At 63.7% G+C, this 24,415-nt stretch carries 21 protein-coding genes and 5 tRNA genes; 16 read left to right on the top strand and 10 right to left on the bottom strand.

What is annotated here, in order from left to right; translation table 11 throughout:
- Positions 1-229 precede the first annotated feature (229 nt).
- The 5 genes from QM596_RS11320 (at position 230) to QM596_RS11340 (ending at position 733) form a co-directional block, all read left to right on the top strand.
- A tRNA-Gly gene (locus QM596_RS11320) sits at positions 230-302 on the top strand.
- A 25-nt stretch (positions 303-327) separates the two neighbouring features.
- A tRNA-Cys gene (locus QM596_RS11325) sits at positions 328-398 on the top strand.
- A 1-nt stretch (position 399) separates the two neighbouring features.
- A tRNA-Val gene (locus QM596_RS11330) sits at positions 400-474 on the top strand.
- A gap of 92 nt (positions 475-566) precedes the next feature.
- Positions 567-642, top strand: a tRNA-Gly gene (locus QM596_RS11335).
- A 16-nt stretch (positions 643-658) separates the two neighbouring features.
- A tRNA-Val gene (locus QM596_RS11340) sits at positions 659-733 on the top strand.
- A gap of 146 nt (positions 734-879) precedes the next feature.
- On the opposite strand, the gene QM596_RS11345 is transcribed toward QM596_RS11340, so the two are convergent.
- Together QM596_RS11345 and QM596_RS11350 are read right to left on the bottom strand one after the other, a co-directional pair.
- On the bottom strand, positions 880-1,377 hold the full coding sequence (locus QM596_RS11345) for an alpha-isopropylmalate synthase regulatory domain-containing protein (protein WP_070385159.1): 498 nt from the start codon (positions 1,375-1,377) through the stop codon (positions 880-882).
- Positions 1,378-1,551: 174 nt separating this feature from the next.
- A complete protein-coding gene (locus QM596_RS11350) occupies positions 1,552-2,937 on the bottom strand; it encodes a GH1 family beta-glucosidase (RefSeq protein ID WP_283309015.1) in 1,386 nt (461 codons plus the stop codon).
- Positions 2,938-3,053: 116 nt separating this feature from the next.
- Between QM596_RS11350 and QM596_RS11355 the strand changes: the two genes are divergently transcribed.
- Together QM596_RS11355 and QM596_RS11360 are read left to right on the top strand one after the other, a co-directional pair.
- Positions 3,054-4,250, top strand: coding sequence for an MFS transporter (locus tag QM596_RS11355; protein WP_113683580.1), 1,197 nt, complete (start codon positions 3,054-3,056; stop codon positions 4,248-4,250).
- Between the two features lie 67 nt (positions 4,251-4,317).
- Positions 4,318-4,851 (top strand): GNAT family N-acetyltransferase, encoded by a 534-nt coding sequence (locus QM596_RS11360; RefSeq protein ID WP_279219003.1) that lies wholly within the window; start codon positions 4,318-4,320, stop codon positions 4,849-4,851.
- Positions 4,852-4,863: 12 nt separating this feature from the next.
- On the opposite strand, the gene zapE is transcribed toward QM596_RS11360, so the two are convergent.
- The gene (gene zapE, locus QM596_RS11365; RefSeq protein WP_019748277.1) at positions 4,864-5,880 is read right to left on the bottom strand and encodes a cell division protein ZapE; all 1,017 of its coding nucleotides are present in this window, start codon (positions 5,878-5,880) and stop codon (positions 4,864-4,866) included.
- A 43-nt stretch (positions 5,881-5,923) separates the two neighbouring features.
- Here zapE and QM596_RS11370 point away from each other — a divergent pair, with 43 nt between their 5' ends.
- Genes QM596_RS11370 through msrB form a run of 4 tightly spaced genes read left to right on the top strand, consistent with a single transcriptional unit; the run spans position 5,924 to position 10,031 of the window.
- Entirely contained in the window at positions 5,924-6,673 is a 750-nt protein-coding gene (locus QM596_RS11370; protein WP_205907891.1) for a pyrimidine reductase family protein, read from the top strand.
- A gap of 19 nt (positions 6,674-6,692) precedes the next feature.
- Complete coding sequence (locus QM596_RS11375; RefSeq protein WP_020907584.1) at positions 6,693-8,246, top strand: alpha/beta fold hydrolase; 1,554 nt, start codon at positions 6,693-6,695, stop codon at positions 8,244-8,246.
- Between the two features lie 60 nt (positions 8,247-8,306).
- A complete protein-coding gene (locus QM596_RS11380; protein WP_283309054.1) occupies positions 8,307-9,590 on the top strand; it encodes a glycosyltransferase family 87 protein in 1,284 nt (427 codons plus the stop codon).
- A 9-nt stretch (positions 9,591-9,599) separates the two neighbouring features.
- A complete protein-coding gene (gene msrB / locus QM596_RS11385; protein ID WP_003942631.1) occupies positions 9,600-10,031 on the top strand; it encodes a peptide-methionine (R)-S-oxide reductase MsrB in 432 nt (143 codons plus the stop codon).
- Positions 10,032-10,117: 86 nt separating this feature from the next.
- Here msrB and QM596_RS11390 read toward each other — a convergent pair whose 3' ends face one another.
- The 7 genes from QM596_RS11390 to hemE all read right to left on the bottom strand — a co-directional run bounded on the left by QM596_RS11390 (position 10,118) and on the right by hemE (position 17,384).
- Positions 10,118-11,038, bottom strand: a complete 921-nt coding sequence (locus QM596_RS11390) for a WXG100-like domain-containing protein (RefSeq protein ID WP_019748273.1) — start codon at positions 11,036-11,038, stop codon at positions 10,118-10,120.
- On the bottom strand, positions 11,038-11,349 hold the full coding sequence (locus QM596_RS11395; RefSeq protein WP_019748272.1) for a hypothetical protein: 312 nt from the start codon (positions 11,347-11,349) through the stop codon (positions 11,038-11,040). The genes QM596_RS11390 and QM596_RS11395 overlap by 1 nt, the downstream gene beginning before the upstream one ends.
- Complete coding sequence (locus QM596_RS11400) at positions 11,342-11,791, bottom strand: YbaB/EbfC family nucleoid-associated protein (RefSeq protein WP_283309057.1); 450 nt, start codon at positions 11,789-11,791, stop codon at positions 11,342-11,344. The genes QM596_RS11395 and QM596_RS11400 overlap by 8 nt, the downstream gene beginning before the upstream one ends.
- Positions 11,792-11,897: 106 nt before the next feature.
- Positions 11,898-14,174 (bottom strand): molybdopterin guanine dinucleotide-containing S/N-oxide reductase, encoded by a 2,277-nt coding sequence (locus QM596_RS11405; RefSeq protein WP_283309304.1) that lies wholly within the window; start codon positions 14,172-14,174, stop codon positions 11,898-11,900.
- A 54-nt stretch (positions 14,175-14,228) separates the two neighbouring features.
- Entirely contained in the window at positions 14,229-14,924 is a 696-nt protein-coding gene (gene hemQ, locus QM596_RS11410; protein ID WP_019748269.1) for a hydrogen peroxide-dependent heme synthase, read from the bottom strand.
- A gap of 4 nt (positions 14,925-14,928) precedes the next feature.
- Positions 14,929-16,290, bottom strand: coding sequence for a protoporphyrinogen oxidase (locus QM596_RS11415; RefSeq protein ID WP_070796891.1), 1,362 nt, complete (start codon positions 16,288-16,290; stop codon positions 14,929-14,931).
- The gene (gene hemE / locus QM596_RS11420; RefSeq protein ID WP_502943374.1) at positions 16,287-17,384 is read right to left on the bottom strand and encodes a uroporphyrinogen decarboxylase; all 1,098 of its coding nucleotides are present in this window, start codon (positions 17,382-17,384) and stop codon (positions 16,287-16,289) included. The genes QM596_RS11415 and hemE overlap by 4 nt, the downstream gene beginning before the upstream one ends.
- A 168-nt stretch (positions 17,385-17,552) precedes the next feature.
- Between hemE and QM596_RS11425 the strand changes: the two genes are divergently transcribed.
- The 5 genes from QM596_RS11425 (at position 17,553) to QM596_RS11445 (ending at position 24,399) form a co-directional block, all read left to right on the top strand.
- Positions 17,553-18,143 carry a DUF3000 domain-containing protein gene (locus QM596_RS11425; RefSeq protein ID WP_019748266.1) on the top strand — a complete coding sequence of 197 codons (591 nt, stop codon included), beginning with the start codon at positions 17,553-17,555 and terminating at the stop codon, positions 18,141-18,143.
- A gap of 60 nt (positions 18,144-18,203) precedes the next feature.
- Positions 18,204-19,610, top strand: a complete 1,407-nt coding sequence (locus QM596_RS11430) for a WS/DGAT/MGAT family O-acyltransferase (RefSeq protein ID WP_019748265.1) — start codon at positions 18,204-18,206, stop codon at positions 19,608-19,610.
- A gap of 11 nt (positions 19,611-19,621) precedes the next feature.
- Positions 19,622-20,911: an HRDC domain-containing protein gene (locus QM596_RS11435; protein ID WP_283309065.1), complete on the top strand. Its 1,290-nt coding sequence runs from the start codon at positions 19,622-19,624 to the stop codon at positions 20,909-20,911.
- Between the two features lie 161 nt (positions 20,912-21,072).
- Positions 21,073-22,293, top strand: coding sequence for a thiolase family protein (locus tag QM596_RS11440; protein WP_003942598.1), 1,221 nt, complete (start codon positions 21,073-21,075; stop codon positions 22,291-22,293).
- A complete protein-coding gene (locus QM596_RS11445; protein ID WP_007732875.1) occupies positions 22,294-24,399 on the top strand; it encodes a 3-hydroxyacyl-CoA dehydrogenase NAD-binding domain-containing protein in 2,106 nt (701 codons plus the stop codon).
- Positions 24,400-24,415 lie beyond the last annotated feature (16 nt).

Consider the following 24,415-nt stretch of genomic DNA (forward strand, 5'->3'; position numbering starts at 1 on the left):
GAATCACCAGGTTGGCATTCGTTTTGCTCCAGGCGACCCCGAAATCTACGAATTCGAGCTGATTTCAGACCGTATTCATCGCCAAGACGGACAGTTGCAACGCGCGCGACGGGCCGATTCGACTCCGAACACGCCACTGAGCTGGTGATTTGTGTGTATCCGACACGGTCGGCTAATGTTTCCAACGCACCGAGGAGAGCGAGCAGCTCCCCAAGCAACACGGTGCGATGCGGACGTGGCGCAGCTGGTAGCGCACAACCTTGCCAAGGTTGGGGTCGCGGGTTCGAATCCCGTCGTCCGCTCGAGAGGTGTGACTCAACCTTTTACGGTGGAGTGGCCGAGTGGTGAGGCAACGGCCTGCAAAGCCGTGCACACGGGTTCGATTCCCGTCTCCACCTCGCGCGATTAGCTCAGCGGGAGAGCGCTTCCCTGACACGGAAGAGGTCACTGGTTCAATCCCAGTATCGCGCACCACGTCAGGCCCTCGGGCCTGATGGTCAAGACCTGCTTGCAGGTCTGATAAGTTAGAAAAGTACTGAGTTCCGGTAACGGAGTTCATTGCTCATGCGGACGTGGCGCAGCTGGTAGCGCACAACCTTGCCAAGGTTGGGGTCGCGGGTTCGAATCCCGTCGTCCGCTCCATTTTTCTCCAGAACCCGCGCGATTAGCTCAGCGGGAGAGCGCTTCCCTGACACGGAAGAGGTCACTGGTTCAATCCCAGTATCGCGCACCATTTGAAATTGCAAGAAGCCGGAACCTCAGGGTTCCGGCTTTTTGCGTTCGAGCGCCGAACACATCAACCGCAGTACAGACGCAAGCCCTCTCGGGAATCCACGTCAGTACTGCGGTTGATGTAGCTGATCAGATTGTTGTAACTGATCAGTGAGAGAAGCGGTTCGCTGCCGAAGTCATCGCGCGCAGCGAGGACTCAGTCGACGACTCCGCAATCCCCATCGCCCAGCTCCGACGGCCGTCGCACTCGGTGAAGATGAACGTCGCAGTGCGGTGGCCGATCTGGTGCTGATGGAAAGACAGGATCTCGAGCGAGATTCCCGCGTCGTGCAGCATCGACGTCATGGCCGAGATCGCGCCAGTCGAGGTGGCGGAAGCCTTCTGGATGCGCTCCCCCAGACCGAGAGTCGCTTCGAAAGTCCAACGACCCGGCGCAATCTTCTCGGAGGACCACGCGCCCAAACGGATCGGGCCGCTCATAGCCGCATACGTGGACTCGAACTCGGTCCAAGACATCGCTGAGCATTCGGCGCGCAGGCCGGCTGGCAGAGATTTTCCGTGACGCGTCGCGAAAGGATCAGCAGCGGTAGAAGAAGAATCAGAAGCGAAGGCAGAATCAGAAGCGAAGGCGAAGTTGTAAGTCATGATCGTGGTCTTCCTGGAATGAAGTGGAGGACCAACTGGTAGCAAGACGACCCGCAGCGAGGGGTCGGTCCGATTCAGACCCCGCTACGGCGGCTTACTACGAGAATTCGCTTCATGAGAGACGAGGCTAGGCGGCCCGGTTCGAGAATGCAACCCGGACCGCCTCCGCACAGGTCAGACCTGAGCCGATTTGTGCCCGGCGATCAGGGCGCGATACCACTCGAACGAGGTCTTCGGTGTGCGCTTCTGGGTATCGAAATCGACGTGGACCAGGCCGAATCGTTCCTGGTAGCCGGCTGCCCACTCGAAGTTGTCGAGGAGTGACCACACAAAATAGCCACGGACGTCGACACCGTCGTCCATTGCCGATCGGAGGGCGCGAAGGTGCGCATCGTGGTAGTCGATTCGCGCTTCGTCCTCGACGACGCCTGCGGCATCCGGTGCGTCGTGGAATGAACATCCGCTTTCCGTGATGTAGATCGGCGGCAGTGCGTCACCGAACCGAGCCTGGAACGTCCGCAGGATCTCACCCAGCCCTTCGGGAACGATCGGCCATCCGAAATCGGTTGTGGGATAACCGGTAATCGCGACAGGCGCAAAGGGCAGGCCCGGCGGTAGGTCGACCTCGAGCACACCTTCGGTCCCCTGGCCTTCCACCGGAGCGGCAATCATCGTCGGCTCGTAGTAGTTGATCCCGTACCAGTCGAGCGGCGCCCCGATGATTTTCAAGTCCTCGTCGACGGGACCGCTGAGCAGCTGGGCGAATTCGTCGGCGGGGTACTTTCCGACCAATACCGGGTCGGCGAACATCCAATTGACGACGTGGTCGTAGATGTCGGCAGCCATCCCGTCTTCCGGGGAATCGGAAGCGGCCCGCACCGGTGCATGGTTCGAGGCGATTCCGATGTTCGTGCATCCGGTTGCCCGAAGCGCTTCGACAGCGAGGCCGTGCCCGAGCAGCTGGTGATGTGCGGCTTGGAAAGCCTCGAACCCCAAGGCCAGGCCGGGGGCATGAACTCCCAGGGCATGACCGTAGAGCGTGTGCACTACCGGTTCGTTGAGCGGCATCCACATTCCGACTCGATCGGACAACCGTTCGCCGACGACCTGGGCGTACTCCCCCAGCCGGTACGACGTGTCTCGGTTCATCCAGCCGCCCTGCTCTTGCAGTGCGAGGGGCAGATCCCAGTGAAAGAGAGTGACGGCAGGAGTAATTCCCACCGAACACAGTCGATCGATCAGGCGGTCGTAGAAGTCGAGCCCTTTCGCATTCACGGCTCCCGATCCGGTGGGCAGAATTCGCGACCACGACAGGGACAGCCGATAAGCGTCGAGCCCGAGGTCTTTCATCAACTCGATATCCGATTCCCAGCGGTGATAATGATCGGCAGCAACCGCTCCGGTGTCGCCCCCGACGACTACACCGGGGCGGTCACAGAACTCGTCCCAAATCGACGGTCCGCGACCGTCTTCGGCCACAGCTCCTTCGATTTGGTAGGCCGCGGTGGCGGTTCCCCAGACGAAGGAAGACGGAAATTCTGGTGTCGGCTGCCGAGTCATGTCGGTCAGTTAATCAAAGAACCGTGCAAAACACGCAGCTTTGTTGGACACTCGACCAGTATCAAGATCCAGTACCGTTCGGCCTAACCGAACGAACGAGACAAAGGCCCTGCTTGATGACGGATAACACCCGCACCCTGACGAGGGCTCGGATCGCCACTTCGGTGGCCTTCGGACTTCAAGGATTTCTGCTCGCCGCCATTCTGACGCAGCTGCCGCAGTACAAGGATTTGTTCGAGCTGAGCGAGACACTGGTTGTGGTTGCGGTTGTCACCGTGTCCGTCATCGCCGGGCTCGGCAGCGTGCTCGCCGAGATTCTGGCCGTGAGAACGTCGAGCAAGATGACTCTGCGAACCGGACTCGCCGTCATCGCAGTCTTCGGCGGGGCAACCGGAATTGCGCCCAACGCGGCGATGTTTTTCGTCTTCCTGGCGATCTACGGCATCGGACTCGGCATGGTCGACGCCGCCGCCAACATGCAGGCAGTCTCGATCCAACACGCCAAGGGCCGCTTCATCCTCTCCTCGTTCCATGCTTCCTGGAGCGTCGGAGCGATTGTCGGCGCTCTGTTCATCTCTGCTACCGCAAGCCTCGACATCTCGATCCGCATCACACAGGTGATCGCGGGAGTTGTTGTCGGACTGATACTTCTGGCCTTCGGCCCGCAACTGCTCGATCGCTCCGAGTCTCCGGTTGCCGATGCAAACATCACGAGCACCGCGAAATTCACCGTACCCACCCGCGCGTTCGTCCTCCTCGGCGTCGCGATGGCATTGTTCTATGCGGTCGACTTCAGCGTCGGAAACTGGTCGACGCTGTACGTCAAGGACGAACTGCTCGCCGACGCCGGGACGGCCGCCCTTTCCGTGGCGGCGTACCAAATCGCGGCACTGGTCGCACGACTGACCGGCGACTACTGGGTCGGCAAGTTCGGTGAGACCACCGTCGTGCGGATCGGCTCTCTCATCGGCGTGGTCGGCATGACGATCGTTGTCCTAGCGCAATCTCCCGCCGTTGCCATCGCCGGCTTCCTGATCGTCGGCCTCGGCGTACCGGTGATCGCCCCGATTTGCTTCAGCGCGGCCGGACGGATGGCTCCCCCGGATCAGGTCGACGCGGTGATCGCACGCATCAATCTCTTCAACTACGTCGGCACGGTGGTCGGCGGCGGCATCGTCGGCGCGGTCGCTGCCTTCAGTGACCTTCGAATCGGGTTCCTGATTCCGCTGGCGTTCTGCGCGATCTTGATAGTTCTTGCTCCCGCGTTCGCACCGAAACGAGCCACGACGCCGGTCGCCGAGAACGCCGCTTGAGCATCACGCTCGACGAAGGTGGTGTACTTGATCAACCGAATCATGTGCGCGAGAGGTAGAAACTGACGTGACGATCACCGTTGACCGGGCCGGAATCTGGGATTCCGAAGCAATCGCCGACGTGGCAGCGGTGACGTTTCCGCTGGCTTGTCCGCCGGGCGCATCCGACGACGACATCAGTGCCTTCATCGACAACGTCCTATCCGTCGACAAGTTCTCCGAGTATCTGACGGACCCGACACGAACCGTTCTCAAGGTCATTCGCGACGGCGCGATCGTCGGCTACGCGATGCTCGTCGACGACGAGCCCGCCGACCCGGACGTCAAAGCTGCTGTGACACTTCGCCCGACGACGGAACTGAGCAAGTTGTACGTGCTTCCGGGAAACCACGGAACCGGCGCGGCAGCATCCCTGATGGACGCGGTTGTCGACCATGCACGACGCAGCGGAAGTGCCGGGATCTGGCTGGGTGTCAATCAGGAAAATCTGCGCGCCCAGAAGTTCTACGCCAAACACGGCTTCACCCAGGTCGGCACAAAGACGTTTCTCGTGGGGGCACAACTCCACCACGATTTCGTGATGGAGCGTCCCGTCACCTGACAGGCCTGCTGATCAGCCGGCCGCGACCTCGAAACGAGAAAGTGCGAGCAGACGCGAGGTCGCGCGCAGGTACTTCTTCTTGTACCCACCGGCAAGCATCTCGGGGGTGAAGATCTCGTCGAGGCGTGCGCCGGAAACGGTGACCGGGATGCTCGCGTCGTACAGGCGGTCGGCGAGAACCACGATGCGCAGTGCAACGGACTGATCCGTGGCCGGGTGAACGCCGTCGATGAAGACCGCCTTCACCCCCTCGACCAACTTGTTGTAGCGCGACGGATGCAGTGTGCTGAGGTGCTTGCACAGCTCGTCGAAGTTGTCGAGCGTGGCGCCGTCGATCGCCTCGGCCCGAGAGACCAATTCCTCCGAGGAGATGGGCTCCGGTGCGGGCGGGAGATCGCGGTGACGGTAGTCGGGGCCGTCGACGCGAATCGTCTCGAAGATCGAGCCGAGCTTCTTGATCTCACGCAGGAAGTCCTGAGCCGCGAAGCGACCCTCACCGAGCTGGCCGGGAAGCGTGTTCGACGTCGCGACGATGGACACGCCGCGCGCGGAAAGCTCCGAAAGGAGGCGAGAGACGAGCATGGTGTCGCCCGGATCGTCGAGCTCGAACTCGTCGATGCAGAGAACGCTGTGGTCGGCGAGCGCTTCGACCGCTTTGTTGAAGCCGAGAGCGCCGACGACGTGTGTCAGCTCGACGAAGGTTCCGAAGGCCTTCGGCGACGGAACGCTGTGGAAGATCGACGCCAGCAAGTGAGTCTTACCGACACCGAACCCGCCGTCGAGGTACAGGCCGGCGCCGGTCGCCTGGGTCTTCTTGCCGAACAGTCCGCGGCGTCCACCACTACGGATCTTGGTTACGCGCTTGGAGAATTCCTCGGCCTTGGCGACAGCAGCTGCCTGGCTCGGTTCCTTCGGATCAGGAATGTAGGACGCAAAACTCACCTCGTCGAACATTGCGGGAGGCACCATTTGAGCTACCAGTTGATCGGCGGGTACCACCGGGCTGCGATCGACAAGACGTTCATGCATCCGTCAAGGGTATCTACGTGATGTGATCTCTCATGTGCACCGTATGGATATTGCGACCTACTTCACACCAGGCCACGAAGACGAACTCCGCGGCATGTACGCCTATCCGGCGAACCTCTCCCAACCCTGGATGCGCGTGAACTTCGTTTCCAGCATCGACGGGTGCGTCTCCGTCGACGGAGTGAGCCATGGACTGGGCACACCTGCAGACAAGTCGGTATTCGGGATCTTGCGCGAACTTTGTGACGTCGTCGTGGTCGGCGCAGGCACAGCGCGAGCCGAGAACTACGGGGGTGTGCAGATCTCGGACGCAGGCCAGGCGCGACGAAAGGCGGGCGGCCTCGCTCCGGTCCCACCGATCCTCGTCGTCTCGGCGCACGCGTCGATCGACCCTGAAAGCCGGCTCCTACGAGATACCGAAATTCCGCCGATTCTTGTTGTCGGTAGCGCCGCGGACAGCGCAGCGATTGCAGCGCTGAGATCGGCCGGAGCGCAGGTGGAGGTGACGGACTCACCGAATGTCAGCAGCGGCGACATCGACAGGGCCTTGTCGGCTCGCAAGCTCCGTCGCGCGCTGTGCGAGGGCGGGCCGTCACTTTTCGGGCAGTTGATCGAGGACAATGCCGTCGACGAACTCTGCATCACCACTTCACCTCAACTGGTGGGGAGCAAAGTCGGCCGAATCTCGCTCTCCCCCAATGCAATGCCCACGTCGATGCGTCCCGCTCACATTCTCGGCGACTCGGACGGCACGATCCTCACTCGATGGGTTCGTCAGCAGCCACGTCGGTGAACCTGGCACTCTGGTCGGCATGCGCAGAGTTGCTTTGATGGCCGTCGTCCTCGCGACGTGTTGTGCGTGCGGCGCCGGGCCGTCGCTTCGGCCCGCCGTCGCGGTCGAAGGCCGCACCGACGGCAGCCCTGCCCAGAGCGAGGGACCGTCACCCGATGCGCCGCCGGTCGACCCCGGCGTCCCGACCGACGACATACCGTGGCGAGACTGCACCGGCACGTCACTCGCCGACCAGGCTCTCGCAGCGTCGAGCGCCGGCGTCATCCTCGAATGCGCGGAATTCAGTGCCCCCATCGACGTGACCGGCGCCATCGACGGCAACTTCACTGCCGGCTTGACCCGCGCTCGGACGTCGTCGACGCCTGCCAACGCGTATCCGATCGTGTTCACGTCCGGCACCGACCGTTCGTCGGGAAACTCTCTGGCCATGCTCGCTACGTCCGGCTTGACGACGGTACTCGCGGATCACCCCGTCGTTGCCCTGGATCGACGCGGAATCGACAGGTCCACCGCAATCGACTGCATGACGCCGGAGATTCGGCGCGGCCTTCACGATCTGGGCCAGTTCGACGCGGACTCCACCGGCGACGCCGCCGACGCGGTCGCCGCTCTCGGTCACGATGCAACCATCGCCTGTACCGACTATCTCGATCCTCAAGAACTGAAGTTCGGCGCGGACTCCGCTGCCGAGGACATCGACGCTCTACGTACGCGGTGGGGCGTCGAGACCATCGCTCTGTGGTCGGCAGGGTCCGGCTCGGACATCGCGCTGAGCTACGCGGCAGCCCACCCCGAGAACCTCGCGAGGTTGATCCTCGATTCTCCCGCTCCGGTGGCCACGGACGCTGCCACCGAGGCAGAGAGCCGCGTGCAGGGCGAGGAAGCGGCGTTGACCGCATTCGCTCAGCGATGTGTGGCGCTGGGGTGCTCGCTCGGACCTGATCCGAAGAAAGCGGTCACGGACTTGATGGAGCGCGCTCGGGCCGATGAATTCCAGCCGCTGTCCGCCGCTGCGGTGTCGAACGCGATTTCGGCGAGCCTGTGGACTGCCGGAACCAACCGTGAGCAGGAGACCCGCTCGCTCTCAGACGCTCTGTCCGCGCTCGGTACCGGCAATGCTTCGCCGATTCGAGAGCGCGCCGCCCGGGCAGAGAACGAGGTGGACGGTGACGGCCAGTTCATCGGACGATGCACCGACGGCATGCAGTGGCCGGGGATCGGGCGCGTCCGCGAACTGGCGGACACCTGGGGCACCAACTATCCGGTATTCGGTCGAGAAGCCGCGCTCGGTTTGCTCGCATGCGCCAGCTGGCCGTCGACCGCCAACTCTCCCCTGCCGAATCAGTTGAAGCCCGCCGTCCTCGTGCTGAGCGGTCAGGGCGACCCGGCCGTCGGGAACTCCGGACTCTCGACCGTCACCGGCGTCGTGACCAACGCGGGGTCGCGCTTCGCAACCCTGGACTGGCAGGGTGCGGGTCACCCCGCGGCACAATCCACCTGCGCGCAGCAGGCGATGAGGGCATACCTCACCGATGCCTCCCTGCCCAGCAACGGAAGCGTGTGCCCGGCCTGACTCGGGCGCTTGTCCACCACGACGGAAAAGGGGTGCATCCCCCGATCACACCCTGCTCCGGTGTACCGTGCCGAAGTGTTCCTTCGACAGCTCGAGCCGCGTACCGGGCGGACAACCCAACAAGTCGTCAACTTCGTTTTGTGGCCGATCGCCGTGATGACCGTGCTCAATCGTGTCATCGTCACAGCAGTCAACGGCGCCATCACCGATGACTTCCGACCGGTCTACAACGCCGCGCTGGCGTTCTGGAACGGGCGCGACGTCTACACCGCAGATTTCAACTCCGTAGACCCCCATTATCTGTACCCACCATCGGGTTCCTTGTTGATGGCACCCCTGGCGATCCTCGATCCCGAGCGCTCGCGGTGGCTGTTCATCGGTGTCAATGCCGTCGCCATTCTCGTGGCTCTCTACCTGCTGTTGCGCTTGTTCGACCTGACGATCAGTTCCATCGCGGCGCCGATTCTGGTGCTCGGCGCTTTCATGTCGGAGACGGTCACCAACACGTTGGTGTTCACCAACATCAACGGCCTCGTACTACTCGGCGAAGTTGCCTTCCTCCTGCTGCTGATGCGCAAGAAGGATCTGTGGGCCGGCGCCGCGATCGGTCTCACCATCGCAGTGAAACCCACTCTCGCGCCACTGCTCCTGCTGCCGCTCGTTCGCGGTCAGTGGAAGGTGCTCGTCACCGCCCTGGGCATCCCGTTCATTCTCACGGTCGTGGCATGGCCGCTTGCGTCGGATCCGATGGACTTCGTCCGCCGCACCGTGCCGTACCTGCTCGAATCTCGTGACTACTTCAACAGTTCGATTGTCGGAAACGGCGCTTACTTCGGTCTGCCCGAATGGTTGATCCTGCTGTTGCGCGTCGTGTTGGCCGCCATGGTCGTCGTCTCTCTGTGGCTTCTTTTCCGCTATTACCGCAACGACGAACTCTTCTTCCTCACCACCGCGACCGGTGTCATCATGACCGCGTCGTTCCTGCTGCCATCGCTCGGCCAGATGTACTACTCGATGATGCTGTTGCCGCTGTTGATGTCCGTGGTGCTCAAGAACTCGGTCATGCGGAACTGGCCGGCGTGGCTCGCCGTCTACGGCTTCATGACGTTCGACAGCTGGTGGTCGAACCGCTGGCCGACCTTCGGCCGGGCAGCCGAATACACCAAGAGCACCCTCGGCTGGAGCCTTCTGCTGATCGTGATCTTCTGTGTCCTCGGATACCGGTATCTGGTCGCGCGTCGCGAGGGCCGCTTGGATCGCGGAATCGATCCCGCCTACCTCCTCGATCCCCCGCTCGATACCGTCTCACCTGCCGACGAAGCCGAAACGGCGACAAAGCATTAGCGTGGAGGCATGAGTTCTTCACACGATGGCATCGACAGCACACCTGAGGTCACGTACACCGAGAGCGAGTGGCGCGAAAAGCTGACTCCGGAGGAGTTCGCCGTCCTGCGCCAAGCCGGCACCGAACGTCCCTTCGTCGGCGAGTACACCGACACCACCACGGAAGGCGTTTACTCCTGCCGTGCGTGCGGAGCCGAACTGTTCCGCAGCACCGAAAAGTTCGAATCGCACTGCGGGTGGCCGTCCTTCTTCGATCCGGCGGATTCGGATGCCGTGATCCTGAAGGAAGACAGCTCACTCGGGATGCGCCGTGTCGAGGTCATCTGCAAGAAGTGCCACAGCCACCTCGGTCACGTCTTCGAGGGCGAGGGATACCCGACGCCGACCGATCAGCGGTACTGCATCAACTCGATCTCGCTGGTTCTCAAGCCCGCTCAGTAGCCAGGTCGTGGGCTGCCCCGTGTCGCTCAGTAGCCAGGTCGTGGGCTACCCCGTGTCACTGGTAGCCCACGATTCGAGACTTCAACTCAGAAGTCCCAGTTCAGCGCAGTCGGGCTCAGACCAGCAGCGTTCAGGTCCTCGTTTCGAGCGACAAGACCGTCCTTGACTGACCCGATCCCACCACCGATCGCGCCGGAAGTGATGTCCGTCAACGAGGCATCGCCGCCCGTGACTTCCTTCGTCACGATCGCAGCGGACGCTCCCGATACCGCATCGTCGAAAGCCCCCCGCGCGATCTGCTGCAATCTCGAACCGGTCGGGAGCGGGTTCGGGTCAGGCCCGACACGATCCGGCGTCGTCTTCAACCCTCCGTTCGCAAGTCCCTTGATGAAACCGTCGCGGCCCTCGGTCACGACCTTGCCACCGTCGATCGACTGGCGATGATCCATCGTCATCTGCCCGAGTTGAATGGCGAGGCCGGAGAAGACGGCAGCGGCAGCTTCCACTGCTGCAGCCTCGATCACTCGTATCAACAATTGCTGCAACAGCATTCGGACCGTGAGTGTTGTTGCCACCTCAGCCGCCACGATTCCGGCGGTACTCGCACCCAGTGTCGGGACAGCGGCCGCCACCATGGCGGCAATCTCGAGCGCCAGTGCGCCCAGCGCCGCGAGGATCGACAGTTTGGTGTACTCGATGTCCGTGCCGGTATCGGTGCATGACTGACCCAGTTCGGCCGCGGCAGAGGACAACCGCTCGAAGACCTCCGCAACTCCCCCGGCCTCCGACCAATACCGAGACAACGAGTCGCCGGCTCGACCGTCGATCGATGCCAGTACTGTTTGCAATCCGTAACCACCGGCAGCGGCCGAAGCCTCGATCCGATCAGCCGCGCCTGACCAGGCATCACCCAACCTCCACAGTGCCGTTTCGTCTCCTTGCGGCCAGTCACTGCCCACCGCAACCGACGCAACCGCCTGTAACCAGCCTGGAATCTCGAGTCCCATCAGAGCCCACCCGCCATGTCGTCGGCAAGCGAGGTGTCGATCGATTCGAAACGATCGGTGATCTCAATCAGCGTGGCAGTCAATTCGCGGAGCGCGCCCGCGACCAGTGTCATCCCGCCGACTGCTGACTCCGCACCGGGAACATACGCGTCCGAGAATGCGGTTCCGAACTGGTCAGCGCCCCAGCACCCCTCTTCGGCGCCGGCCACTGTTTCCAGAGCACTCCGCGCCTCGTCGAGATCGGCAGCGACCACCTCGAATGCTGGTGCAGCACTTCCCATCGCGGCCACGTCCACGTCCAGTTCAGACATTGCCGGAGCTCCTCAGAACGGTGCGGTCCCAGTGCTCGTCGCCGCCGACCGGCACCGACGCCGGACGAGGCGCGAGAATCTCACGCAATCCGAGCACACCGGGAACGAGGTCGGGCAAATCGATCCTGGCCGCTTCGGTGAACGGCCTCGATATCTCGGCAACCTGTCGGCGCATGTCCTCCGCCGCAGATGTAGCCGTGGCCAGGATCAGATTTCCCAACGCTACCGGCGAATGCTTGCCGTAAGCGCTCCCGGAGAGGGTGACTCCCACGGTCGCCCCCGAAGCGTCTACGACGACTTCCACACTGCCATCACTCGAGCGCGCGCTCGCCGTCGCTCGTGCGATCTTCTCCTGCATATCCGCCAGCGATCGCGTTCGCTCCAACAGATCAACCTGCATCGAATCGATCTGAGCCCGAAGAACTTCGACCTGTCCCCTCATCGAACCAACATCCGCCCCACTCACGATGGCCCCCACCTCCGATAGATCGTGACACCTGATTCAGGCGCTCACGAGGTTCGACGCGGGAGGTGGCCGATCGGTTCCGTCAGCGCGAACGAAGCACGGGCGGATCGAACGCCTTGACCGGCGGCAGAACCCCTTCGAATTTCTCGATCTGCACCAGAACGTGCTGGCCGGTGCACCCGTGCGAAAGCGAAGACGTGCCGTCGTCCGGCGTAAGAACGTTGGGATTTCCGTGAACACACAGCGAATCGGGATCGGCGGGATCGAGCGGGTCGTACCACGCCCCGGTCGACAACTGGACGACATCGCTCCGCAAATCCGAATCGACGATCACACCAGCCAGGCACGCCCCGCGATCGTTGAATACGCGCACCACGTCCCCAGCCGACACGCCGCGCTGGGCCGCTGCATCGGGGTGCATACGAATCGGCTCGCGTCCCTGAATCTTCGATGCCTGGCTCGCAGCGCCGTGATCGAGTTGGCTGTGCAGCCGCGTCTTGGGCTGGTTGGCGATCAAGTGAAGCGGGAATTGCGTGGCCCGGGGCCCACCCAGCCACTCGTCGGGCTCGTACCAGCGCGGATGGCCGGCGCAGTCGTCGTAGCCGAAAGACTCGATGGTCTCGGAGAAGATCTCGATCTTCCCACTCGGAGTCGAGAGCGGATACTTCTCGGGGTCCTCGCGGAAGTCACCGAAGAGCACGAGGTTGTCTTCGGTTCGCATCCGGTAGTGCCCGTCCGACCAGAAATCCTCGAACGTCGGTGTGTTGCCGCCGTCGGCATCGACGAACGGCCGCCATTGACCGTAGAGATGCTCGATCCACTCCTGTGAGGATCTCCCCTCGGTGAACTGCTCCCCGAATCCGAGCGCAGAAGCCAGAGCGGCAAACGTGTCGTAGTCGTCTCGCGAGTTCGCGAAAGGTGGAACTACTTGCTGCATCGCGACCAGAAGTGGATCATTTCGTGTGCAGCTCAGGTCATTTCGTTCGAGCGACGTTGTCGACGGGACAACGATGTCGGCATTGCGAGCCATCGGCGTCCAGTAGGGATCGTGAACGACGATCGTGTCCGGACGCGCAAATGCCCGTCGCAGCCTCGGGAGATCCTGGTGGTGATGAAACGGATTGCCACCGGCCCAGTAGACCAACCGAATATCCGGATAGGTCAGGCGCCTGCCGTCGTAGTCGAACTCCTCGCCGGGCGAGAGCAAGAGATCGGAGATCGCGGCCACCGGAATGAAATCGGGCACCGGATTCACACCTTGTGAGAAGGTCGGCAACGGATACGGCACCGGAGCCAGACCCGGCTCGTTCATCGAACCGTAGCCGTGGCCGAAACCGCCACCCGGAAGCCCGAATTGGCCGAGCATCGCGGCGAGTGTCACGCCCATCCACGGAGCCTGTTCACCGTGTTTGATGCGTTGCAACGACCACGTGACGGTCACTAGCGTCCGGCCGGACGCCATTCTCCGGGCCAGGTCGGTGATGAACTCCGCCGGCACCCCGGAGATCTTCTGCGCCCAGCGCGGATCCTTCGGTACACCGTCGGCACGTCCGAGCAGGTAATCCTCGAAGCGTTCGTAGCCGACGCAGAAGCGGTTCAGGAAATCGCGATCGTGCAGGTCCTCCGACGCCAGGACAAACGCCAGGGCAAGCATGATTGCCACGTCGGTTCCCGGAACGGGTGCGATCCACTCGCAGTCACCATCGACGTCGTCGCGCAACGGACTGAAGGAGACGATCTTTCCGCCGCGGGTACGAAATGCGTCGAGCGCCCCGCGCGTCGGATGATCGCTCGTACCACCGGCATTGACGCCGGTGTTCTTGATCGGCACTCCCCCGAACGAGACGAGAAGATCGGAGCGCTTGGCGATGACGTCCCACGACGTGGAGCGCGCGAACAACTTCCAGTGAGTTCCGACCACACGCGGCATGATGACACCGGTGGCACCGAGCGAGTAGCTGTGGACCGACTTGGTGTATCCACCCAGCTGATTCAGAAATCGGTGAACTTGGCTCTGCGCGTGATGGAATCGACCGGCGCTGGCCCAGCCGTACGAGCCGCCGAAGATCGCGTTGTTCCCGTGCGTGTCGACCACGCGACGCAACTCGCGGGAGAGGAGTTCGGTCAGTTCGTCCCACGAGACCGAGACGAACTCGTCCGCGCCACGTCGGTCACTGGGACCAGGTCCGGTCTCGAGCCAACCGCGGCGCACCGCCGGGCCCGAAACGCGAGCCCGACTGCGCACCGAACCGGCGAGGTTCCCGAGCATCGGCGAGGGATTCGAATCACCCTCGTAGGGATGCACGGCGGTCACCTCGCCGGCGACCGATTCGGCGGTGAACATTCCCCAATGGGACATGTGTTGACGACGCCGGTTCGGTGCAGTTGTCACAGAAACTACTTTCGAAGTAGATCAGGGTAGGGAAAGGACCAGCTTCTCGATGTCCACGCGCGGCCCGGTGAAGAACGGCACCTCTTCGCGAACGTGCAAGCGAGCTTCGGTGGCACGCAGATCGCGCATCAGATCGACGATACGGATGAGCTCAGGCGCTTCGAACGCGAGAATCCACTCGTAGTCCCCCAGAGCGAAGGCCGGGACCGTGTTGGCGCGAACGTCCTTGTACGAACGAGCAGCCATACCGTGATCGGCGAGCATCTTGCGACGCTCCTCGTCGGGGAGCAGGTACCACTCGTACGAGCGGACGAACGGGTAAACGCAGATGTAGTCGCCCGGATCCTCACCCGCGATGAACGAGGGCACGTGGCTCTTGTTGAACTCCGCGGGGCGGTGCACCGCCGAGTTGCTCCAGATGGGAGCACTGGCCTGTCCGAGGACGGTGGTGCGGCGGAAATCCGCGTACGCGGCCTGAAGTTCCTCGATGCTGGCCGCGTGGGTCCAGATCATGAAGTCCGCGTCGGCGCGCAAGCCGGCGACGTCGTAGATGCCGCGAACCACGACGCCCTTGTCTTCGAGACCCTCGAAGAACAAGCGGGCGTCCTTGACCGCAGCTTCCCGATCATCGCCCAGCACACCGGGTTCCACCTGGAACACGGAGAACATGAGGTAACGGATTTCAGAGTTCAGTTTGTCGAAATCAAGGCGTGCCATGGGTCTATCGTGCCACTCGCTCGAATATCCGTGTAGCCGCCGTCGTGCCGACTGCGACACACGCCGGAACCCCGACGCCGTGCAGCCACGACCCGGCCACTTCGAGGCCGTCGAACTGCGTCATCCCGGACTCGATTTCAGCCACGATTTCCGTGTGACCTGGGGAGTACTGGGGAAGACCGCCGTGCCACCGCTGTACGAAGCTCGCTCCTGGCTCCTCGGTGATTCCGGTCACGGTCTCGAGATCGGCGCGCGCAAGTTCGATCAGTTCACCATCCGGCCGGTCGACGATCTCCGATGCACCGAATCGACCGAACGACACCCGAACGAGATGCTCGCCGCGATCAGCGAGGTGCGTCCACTTTCGGCTCGACAGCGTGAACGCCTTGGCGGTCAGGTCGGAGTCGGTGGCAACCAGGATCCCCGAATTCTGCGGAAGGTCGACCTGACCGGGCAAGCGGAGCGCCACCACCGCGGACGACGCCAGTTCGATCCGCGACGCGATACGCGCAATATCCGCATCGACGCCGGCCAACAGCACCGCTGCGCGCGGCGCCGGAACAGCCAGAATCACCGCGTCGACGCTGCCGAGCGGATCGACGTTCCACCCCGTCCCGTCCCTGCGTAACCCGGAAGCCTCGCCGCGGACGAACGTCGCGTCGGCGGCCTGCCGCAGCGCATCGAGCAAGATGCCGTAACCGTCCCTGAGCGCTCCGAACACTGGTCCGGGTGCAGGTGTCGGCACTGCGGCTGCAACTGCATCCGTGAGGCTCTGAGCGCCCGCATCGAGCGCCGCAGCGAGTGTCGGCAAAGCTGCACGCACTCCGATGGTCTCCGCCAGGCCCGAGTACACCCCGCCGAGAAGGGGATCCACCGATCGGCTGACCACCTGATCACCGAATCGCCCTGAAACCAGTTCGGCAACACTGCAATCGGAACCGCGGGTCCACTCGAACGGGACGCCTGGTTCGGCAGCTATGCGCGACAGCGTCTGCTCGTCGACTAGATCTCTCACCGACTCGGACGATGCCGGGATTCCCATCAGGGTTCCGGCAGGAAGTCGATTCAGTGAGCCCTGGGACCAGATCAACGGGCTCAACCCCGCTGGATAAACGATCTGATCGGTCAGTCCCAGCTCGGCGAGAAGCGCAGGGACTTCGGGCCGACGGGCGATGAACGCCTCGGCGCCGATGTCGATCGGGCCACCACCCAGATCAATCGTTCGCAGCTTCCCGCCCAGTCGCGGAGAGTCGTCGACGACCGTGATGTCGGCAACGGAGCCCAGACTGCGCCGAAGCCGGTACGCGGCAACCAGACCGGAGATTCCGCCTCCGATCACCGCGACCGACGGCCGAGTGGTTGTCACAGCGAGTGCACCAGCTCCACCGCCGAGGTGATCGCCGTGGGATCGGTGTCGGGAAGAACTCCATGGCCGAGGTTGAAGATGTGGCCGATGGCACCGGCCTCGATCGCGCGGTCACCTTCAGCGGCGATCCGGCGCACCTCACGATCGATCACCTCGGGGCCCGCGAACAGTACAGCGGGATCGAGATTGCCTTGCAGCGCCTTGCCCGGACCGACACGACCGGCCGCGAGGTCGAGCGGAATCCGCCAGTCGACACCCACGACGTCGGCACCTGCCTCCCCCATCGCGCCGAGAAGTTCACCGGTTCCGACACCGAAGTGGATACGCGGAACGCCGGCAGCGGCAACCTCGGCAAACACCCGTTCGGAATGCGGGAGAACAAATTCCCGGTAATCGGCCAGCGAGAGCGCGCCGGCCCACGAGTCGAACAGCTGAACCGCGTCGACACCCGCCTTGAGCTGCGTCTGCAGGAAGCAGATCGTGGTGTCTGCCAGGCTTCCCAGCAACGCGTGCCAGGTCTTCGGATCGGAGTGCATGAGCGCCTTGGTCTTCTCGTGGTTCCGGCTCGGACCACCCTCGACCAGATACGACGCCAAGGTGAACGGCGCTCCGGCAAAGCCGATCAGCGGAGTCGAGCCCAACTCGGTGGTGAGAAGTCGAACGGCCTGCGCGATCGCCCCGACCTCTTCGGGGACCAACCGCGGGAGGGCTGCGACGTCGGCGATGGAGCGAATCGGATTGGCAACCACCGGTCCGACGCCGGCAACGATGTCGAGATCGATTCCCGCAGCCTTGAGCGGAACAACGATGTCCGAGAACAGGATTGCCGCGTCCACGTCGTGACGGCGCACCGGCTGCATCGTGATCTCACAGACCAGCGCCGGATCGAAACACGACTCCAACATGCCGATCCCCGCGCGGATCTCGCGATACTCCGGCAACGAACGTCCGGCCTGGCGCATGAACCACACCGGCCGTCGACTCGGAGTGCGTCCGGTCGCCGCGGCGAGCAACGGTGCGTCGGGCAAAACTCGCCGAGCGCTGTATTCCGCCGACCCGGTCATGCCTGAATTCATGTTGTCCAACCCGCTCATCAGTCCTCGCGCTCTCCGCCAACGTGTGTCTTCGATCGACTCAATGCTGCCATGTCCCACACTCGGGATCGGACACCCGAGCGGTTCGTGAGCGGCCACACACCCGAACCACACTCGGTCGGCGCGCCTCCACCTACCCGCCCTTATCCCCGACTAACGTCCTGACCTGTGACGACATCCGGATCGACAGCCGACCCGGCCGAGTTCCGTGCCGCCGTGGAGGCGATGACCGCTGCGCGGGTTCGGCCCGAGATAGAGGTCGGTCCCATCCGTCCGCCGCAGCGTCTCGCTCCGTACAGCCACGCAGTGGGAGCCGAGGTTCTGCACCCGGACTCCGACGTCGTGGCCGAACAGTCCGAAGGCGACGCTTTCGGCCGCCTGATCCTGTTGTTCGATCCGGACGGCGACGAGGCATGGAACGGCACCATGCGGTTGGTGGCCTACATCCAGGCCGATCTCGACGAAGCCGTCGCCGCGGATCCACTACTTCCCGAAGTAGCCTGGAGTTGGCTGGTGGACGCACTCGAAGCCGGACCGGAACCTTTTGTGGCCCTGGGCGGTACGGTCACAGCCACAACTTCCGTGCGATACGGCGACATCGCGGGTCCGCCGCGAGCCCACCAACTCGAGTTACGTGCATCCTGGACTGCAACGTCATCAGAATTGGCTCACCATGTCGAGGCTTTCTGTGAAGTTCTCGCGTACGCGGCAGGACTTCCGCCTGCCGGGATAACCACGCTGTCGCGGCAGGGCGACTAACTCCACTACTCGTTTACGCATTCCCCCGGAAAAATACTAGAACCTGTTCTAAAATGAGTCATGCAACGTCTCAGCGGACTCGACGCGACCTTCCTCTACTTGGAAACACCGACCCAGCTATTGCACGTTTGTGGACTCGTACTGCTCGACCCCTCGACCATTCCGGGCGGTTACGACTACCGGAAGCTGCTTCGCGAGTTGGACTCGCGGATGGCCACGATGCCGACCTTCCGGCGCAAACTCAAGGATTCCCGCCTCAATCTCGACTACCCCGTGTGGGTCGACGATCACGATTTCGACATCGAGCGGCACTGCCACCGGACCGCGGTACCTGCTCCGGGCACACACGCGGAACTGGCAGAACTCGCCGGACACATCGCGAGCCAACCGCTGGATCGTTCCCGCCCACTATGGGAGATGTGGGTCATCGAGGGACTTGCCGACGGACAGATCGCCGTCATGTCGAAGATTCATCACAGCGCTGCCGACGGCGTCACCGGCGCGAACATCCTTGCTCAGCTGTGCAGTCTCGAACCGGATTCACCGGCGCTCGTGGATCCCACCGCACAGGGTGCGGGCGACGCGGGAACGCTGGACATCGCCATCGGCGGACTCATGGCCGTCATCGCCCGACCCGCAAGAATTGCCCGTCTGGTCCCCGGCGGAATCGCCATGCTCCCCAAGTGGGTGACGCGTGCACGAAAGGGTGAAGCGATGCCTGCTCCGTTCACCGCGCCGCGGACCTCGTTCAACGGCGCTATCACCGGTCACCGCAACGTCGCCTTCAGCCAGCTCGATCTCGCGAAGGTCAAGGCCGTCAAAGATCGCCACGGCGTCAAGGTCAACGATGTGGTTCTCGCGCTGTGCGCGGGTGCTTTGCGGACCTACCTCGAGGACCGCGACGAACTGCCGGAGGACTCACTCGTCGCGATGGTCCCCGTATCGGTCCACGGTAAATCCGATCGGCCGGGCACAAACCAGATCTCGGGCATGTTCACGCAGCTGGGCACCCAGATCGGCGATCCGGTCGAGCGTCTGCACGCGATCAGCGATTACAACGCCACCTCGAAGAACCACAACGAGGCTCTGGGTGCGAACATGCTCCAGGACTGGTCCCAGTTCGCATCACCAGCGGTGTTCGGCGCCGCCATGCGGGTGTACTCGTCGCTCAAACTCGCCGAGCGTCACCCCGTCGTGTCCAACCTGGTCGTCTCGAACGTGCCCGGGCCGCCGGTCCCGCTCTACTTCCTCGGCGCCCAGATCAAGGGAATGTTCCCGCTCGGCCCGATCTTTCACGGGGCAGGACTCAACGTGACGGTGATGTCACTCGACGGAAAACTCGACGTCGGCATCGTCAGTTGCTCCGATCTGGCACCCGAATTGGACCAGCTCGCGCAAGGTTTCGGAGCCGCACTCGACGAACTGTTCGACGCTGAGGTGACAACCCCGGCCCCGACTGCGACGTAGAGTCAGTGACCATGTCCGAAGTCACCGATGATGCAACCGAGCCCACCTCCGACGTAGTTCCGCTGCTCGTTCCGCGTGACGGAGTTCCGGACGTCATCACCACTGCCGCCGGTGTCGCCGACGCCGCGGCCGCGCTGGCCTCCGGCCACGGCCCGCTCGCCGTGGACGCCGAGCGGGCATCCGGATTCCGTTATTCGGCACGGGCGTACCTGATCCAGCTCCGACGCGAAGGAGCGGGATCGTTCCTGCTCGACCCGATCCCGACAGCGCAGGACCTGCAGCCGTTGGCCGAGGCGATCAACCCGTTGCAATGGGTGCTGCACTCGGCCGATCAGGATCTCCCCGGCCTCGCCGAACTGGGCCTGACACCGGCCGAGCTGTTCGACACCGAACTGGCCGGTCGACTGGCCGGGTTCGAGCGAGTCGGACTCGCCGCGATCGTGGAACGAACCCTGCGAGTGGAACTTCGCAAGGGTCACGGGGCTGCGGACTGGTCGACACGTCCGCTGCCGGACGCCTGGTTGAACTACGCCGCCCTCGACGTCGAAGTGCTTCTCGAACTGCGCGACGCAATGGAAGCCGAACTCGAATCCCAAGGCAAGCTCGAGTGGGCGAAGGAAGAGTTCGAGTACATCCGTCTGGCCGGCCCGCCCAAGCCCAAACCGGACCGCTGGCGTCGTACGTCGCACATCACCTCACTCAAGACCACCCGTCAGTTGGCGGCAGTACGGGCGCTGTGGCAGGCGCGCGAGGATCTCGCACGCAAGCGCGACGTGTCTCCGAGTCGGGTTCTTCCTGACTCCGCGATCATCGATGCCGCTCTCAAAGATCCTCGGTCGCTGGATGCGCTCCGCTCGCTTCCCGTCTTCGGCGGACCACGTCAACGCCGGTATTCGCGTATTTGGATGGACGCACTGGAAGCTGCGCGCAGGCTCCCGGACAGCGAGCTTCCGCCGAAGACCCCGCCGATCGTCGGACCCCCTGCCGCCGGCCGCTGGGCTCGCCAGGACCCGGCGGCGGCCGACCGACTGACGGCGGCTCGGGCCGCACTGTCGGACCTGAGCAAGGAAGTGTCGGTGCCCGTGGAGAATCTGCTCCAACCCGACCTGGTCAGGCGCCTGTGCTGGGACTGGAAGTTGGAACCCGACTCCGACATCGCCGAGGTCGAGAGCGCAATCGAGACCAAGCTCACTTCCGGTGGCGCACGTGGCTGGCAACGCACTTTGACGGTTCCCGTCCTCGCCGAGGCACTGAACTCCGTGGTCCCGGCCGAGCCCGAAGCGGAGGAGCCTGAATCCTGACCTGACCCCGGTGTGAGGTTGGAGCAATTCGGCACGTTAAGTTACCGGTCAGTAATGGGCAGTAGTACGCTCGATACGAGGCCGGACGCCTGGCCGTGATCGCCGAACCAACGTCTCACCGCACTTCGGAGTGGTGGGCAGCTCCATCAGGAGGAATTCGCGTGGCTCCATCCACAAACAACCAACGCAACGTCGTCTTCGTCGACGGCATTCGCACCCCGTTCGGCAAGGCCGGCCCGAAAGGCATGTACGCCGACACGCGCGCAGACGATCTCGTCGTCAAGGCGATTCGTGAGCTGCTTCGCCGTAACCCGCAGCTCGATCCCGCACGGATCGACGAAGTGGCTGTCGCAGCCACCACGCAGACCGGTGACCAGGGCCTGACCATCGGCCGCACCGCTGCGATCCTCGCCGGTCTCCCCGAAACCGTTCCCGGATTCGCCATCGACCGCATGTGCGCCGGCGCGATGACCGCCGTCACCACCACCGCGTCGGGCATCGGCTTCGGCCAGTACGACGTCGTGATCGCCGGTGGCGTCGAGCACATGGGCCACCACCCGATGGGTGAGGGCGCAGACCCCAACCCGCGCTTCCTCGCCGACCGCCTGGTCGACCCGAGCGCCCTCGTGATGGGTAACACCGCCGAGAACCTGCACGACCGGTTCCCGACCATCACCAAGGACCGCACGGACGCCTACGCCGTCAACAGCCAGAACAAGTACGACGCTGCCAAGAAGGCCGGCTTCATCGCCGACACCCTGGTCCCCGTCGCCACCCGCAGTTCCGCGGGCTGGGGTCTGGCCACCGAAGACGAGCCGCCGCGCCCCGGAACCACCGTCGAAGATCTCGCGAAGCTCAAGACGCCGTTCCGCCCGGCCGGACGCATCACCGCCGGTAACGCCGCCGGACTCAACGACGGTGCCACCGCAGCACTGCTCGCCGGTGAGGACACCGCAGCCGAGCTCGGCCTGCCGGTCGGCATGCGCATGGTGGGCTTCGCCTACCAGGGCGTCGACCCCGCCGTCATGGGCATCGGTCCGGTTCCCGCCACCGAGAAGCTCCTGGCACGCACCGGCCTGAAGATCGAGGACATCGGACTCTTCGAGATCAACGAGGCGTTCGCCGTTCAGGTCCTCGCGTTCCTCGAGCACTACGGAATCGCCGACGACGACCCGCGCGTCAACCAGTGGGGCGGCGCCATCGCGTGTGGCCACCCCCTCGCTTCCTCGGGCGTTCGCCTGATGACGCAGCTCTCCCGCCAGTTCGCGACGCGTCCCGACGTGCGCTACGGCTTGACCACCATGTGCATCGGCCTCGGCATGGGCGGCACCGTCATCTGGGAGAACCCGAACCACGCTGACTACCAGGCAGGGGTTAACTAAATGTCTGATATTGCAACAGCATTCGCCGACGAGGTCGTGACGAACGCCTACACGAAGATCATCTCGGTCCCCGGCATCGAGGGCCCGTTTGCACTGATCACCCTCGACAACGGCTTCGACCACACCAAGCCGTCGTCATTCGGTCCCGGCGGACTCGCAGCATTCGACGCCGCCCTCGACGAAGCCTTCGCAGCCAACCCGGTTGCCATCGCCGTCACCGGCAAGCCGTTCATCTTCGCCGCCGGCGCGGACCTCAAGGGTGTTCCCGCGATCACCTCTCGCGAGCAGGGACTCGAGCTGGGCCGCTTGGGTCACAAGGTGTTCCGACGCCTGCGTGAGTCGTCCGTTCCCACGTTCGCCTTCATCAACGGTGTCGCTCTGGGCGGCGGCCTCGAGGTCGGCCTGCACAGCCACTACCGCACGGTTGCCGCCAATGCGGGCGCACTGGGTCTTCCGGAAGCATTCCTCGGTCTGGTCCCCGGTTGGGGCGGAACGCAGTTGCTCCCCAACCTCGTCGGCCCGTCGAACGCCGTCACCGTGGTGATCGAGAACTCGCTGAACCAGAACAAGGTTCTCTCCCCCAAGAAGGCACTCGAACTCGGCGTCGTCGACGTCGTTCTCGATTCTGCCGACTTCATCGAGCAGTCCCTCGCCTGGGCGTCGCAGGTCCTCGCCGGCACAGTGACCCCCGCTCGCCCCGAGATCGACCGTGGCCAGGGCTGGGACGACGCGATCGCTCGTGCGAAGGCGATCGTCGACGGCAAGACCAAGGGCAACGCTCCCGGCGCCGTCAAGGCCGTCGAGCTGCTCGAACTGGCTCGCAGTACCGACATCACCGATGCCGCTTCGCTCGACAAGGGCTTCGCGGCCGAGGACGAGGCTCTTGCCGATCTCCTCCTGACCGACGAACTCCGTGCAGGTCTGTACGCCTTCGATCTGGTGAACAAGCGCGCCAAGCGCCCCGCCGGAGCACCCGACCGCTCGCTCGCTCGCAAGGTCAGCGGCGTCGGCATCGTCGGTGCCGGTCTCATGGCCAGCCAGCTCGCGCTGCTCTTCGTCCGCCAGCTCAAGGTGCCGGTCATCCTGACTGACATCGACCAGGAGCGCATCGACAAGGGTGTCGGCTACGTCCACACCGAGATCGAGAAGCTCCAGGGCAAGGGACGCCTGTCCCCCGACGCTGCGAACCGCCTCAAGGCGCTCGTATCCGGTTCCCTCGACAAGGCCGCGTTCGCCAAGACCGACTTCGTCATCGAAGCCGTCTTCGAGAACATGGACGTCAAGAAGAAGGTCTTCGCGGAACTCGAGCAGTTCATCGCTCCCGAAACCATCCTGGCCACCAACACCTCCTCGCTCTCCATCACGGAGATGGCGTCCGGCCTCGAGCATCCCGAGCGTGTGGTCGGCTTCCACTTCTTCAACCCGGTTGCCGTTCTTCCCCTCCTCGAGATCATCAAGGGCAGCAAGACCGACGATGCCACTCTCGCAACGGCTTTCGCCACCGCGAAATCCCTGAAGAAGTCCGCCGTCCTCTGCGGCGACAAGGCAGGCTTCGTCTTCAACCGCCTCGTCACCCGCACCTTGGGTGAGGTCATGTCCGCCGTCGACGAAGGCACCCCCTTCGACGTCGCGGACAATGCCATCGCCGAACTCGGCATGCCCATGTCGCCGTTCACCTTGCTGGCACTCGTCGGACCCGCAGTGGCACTGCACACCGGCGAGACCCTGCAGGAGTCGTACCCGGACCGGTTCAAGAGCTCACCCGGACTCGAAGCACTCGTCGAGGCCCGCAAGCCCGGCGTGTGGACCTGGGGCGAGAACGGTCAGGCCGTCGACCCCGAGGTCGCCGCACTGTGGCCGCAGGGTGACAAGGTGTCCACTTCGGAAGAGGTCCTCGAGCGCACACGTCGTGCATTTGCCGAGGAAATTCAGATCATGCTCGACGAGGGCGTCGTAGCGGCAGCCGAGGACATCGACCTCTGCCTGCTGCTCGGCGGCGGGTTCGGATTCTGGAACGGCGGCATCACGCCGTACCTGGACCGGACCGGTACCTCCGAGGCTGTCAACGGCAAGCGCTTCCTCGCGCCTGGTGTTGCCAGCGTCTGAGTCAGTCGATCGACCC

It is taken from the genome of Rhodococcus sp. IEGM 1406, assembly GCF_030056745.1.
Classification (GTDB): Bacteria; Actinomycetota; Actinomycetes; order Mycobacteriales; family Mycobacteriaceae; genus Rhodococcus_F; species Rhodococcus_F erythropolis.

What these genes read in the sequence shown, in the direction of transcription:
- QM596_RS11445 (WP_007732875.1), top strand. Translation starts at nt 22,294, where the DNA reads ATGTCTGATATTGCAACAGCATTCGCCGACGAGGTCGTGACGAACGCC.
- QM596_RS11370 (WP_205907891.1), top strand. Translation starts at nt 5,924, where the DNA reads ATGGATATTGCGACCTACTTCACACCAGGCCACGAAGACGAACTCCGC.
- hemE (WP_502943374.1), bottom strand. Translation starts at nt 17,384, where the DNA reads ATGAGCGGGTTGGACAACATGAATTCAGGCATGACCGGGTCGGCGGAA.
- hemQ (WP_019748269.1), bottom strand. Translation starts at nt 14,924, where the DNA reads ATGGCACGCCTTGATTTCGACAAACTGAACTCTGAAATCCGTTACCTC.
- QM596_RS11355 (WP_113683580.1), top strand. Translation starts at nt 3,054, where the DNA reads ATGACGGATAACACCCGCACCCTGACGAGGGCTCGGATCGCCACTTCG.
- QM596_RS11430 (WP_019748265.1), top strand. Translation starts at nt 18,204, where the DNA reads ATGCAACGTCTCAGCGGACTCGACGCGACCTTCCTCTACTTGGAAACA.
- QM596_RS11400 (WP_283309057.1), bottom strand. Translation starts at nt 11,791, where the DNA reads ATGAGGGGACAGGTCGAAGTTCTTCGGGCTCAGATCGATTCGATGCAG.
- QM596_RS11375 (WP_020907584.1), top strand. Translation starts at nt 6,693, where the DNA reads ATGCGCAGAGTTGCTTTGATGGCCGTCGTCCTCGCGACGTGTTGTGCG.
- QM596_RS11395 (WP_019748272.1), bottom strand. Translation starts at nt 11,349, where the DNA reads ATGTCTGAACTGGACGTGGACGTGGCCGCGATGGGAAGTGCTGCACCA.
- QM596_RS11345 (WP_070385159.1), bottom strand. Translation starts at nt 1,377, where the DNA reads ATGACTTACAACTTCGCCTTCGCTTCTGATTCTGCCTTCGCTTCTGAT.
- QM596_RS11405 (WP_283309304.1), bottom strand. Translation starts at nt 14,174, where the DNA reads ATGTCCCATTGGGGAATGTTCACCGCCGAATCGGTCGCCGGCGAGGTG.
- QM596_RS11435 (WP_283309065.1), top strand. Translation starts at nt 19,622, where the DNA reads ATGTCCGAAGTCACCGATGATGCAACCGAGCCCACCTCCGACGTAGTT.
- zapE (WP_019748277.1), bottom strand. Translation starts at nt 5,880, where the DNA reads ATGCATGAACGTCTTGTCGATCGCAGCCCGGTGGTACCCGCCGATCAA.
- QM596_RS11390 (WP_019748273.1), bottom strand. Translation starts at nt 11,038, where the DNA reads ATGGGACTCGAGATTCCAGGCTGGTTACAGGCGGTTGCGTCGGTTGCG.
- QM596_RS11350 (WP_283309015.1), bottom strand. Translation starts at nt 2,937, where the DNA reads ATGACTCGGCAGCCGACACCAGAATTTCCGTCTTCCTTCGTCTGGGGA.
- msrB (WP_003942631.1), top strand. Translation starts at nt 9,600, where the DNA reads ATGAGTTCTTCACACGATGGCATCGACAGCACACCTGAGGTCACGTAC.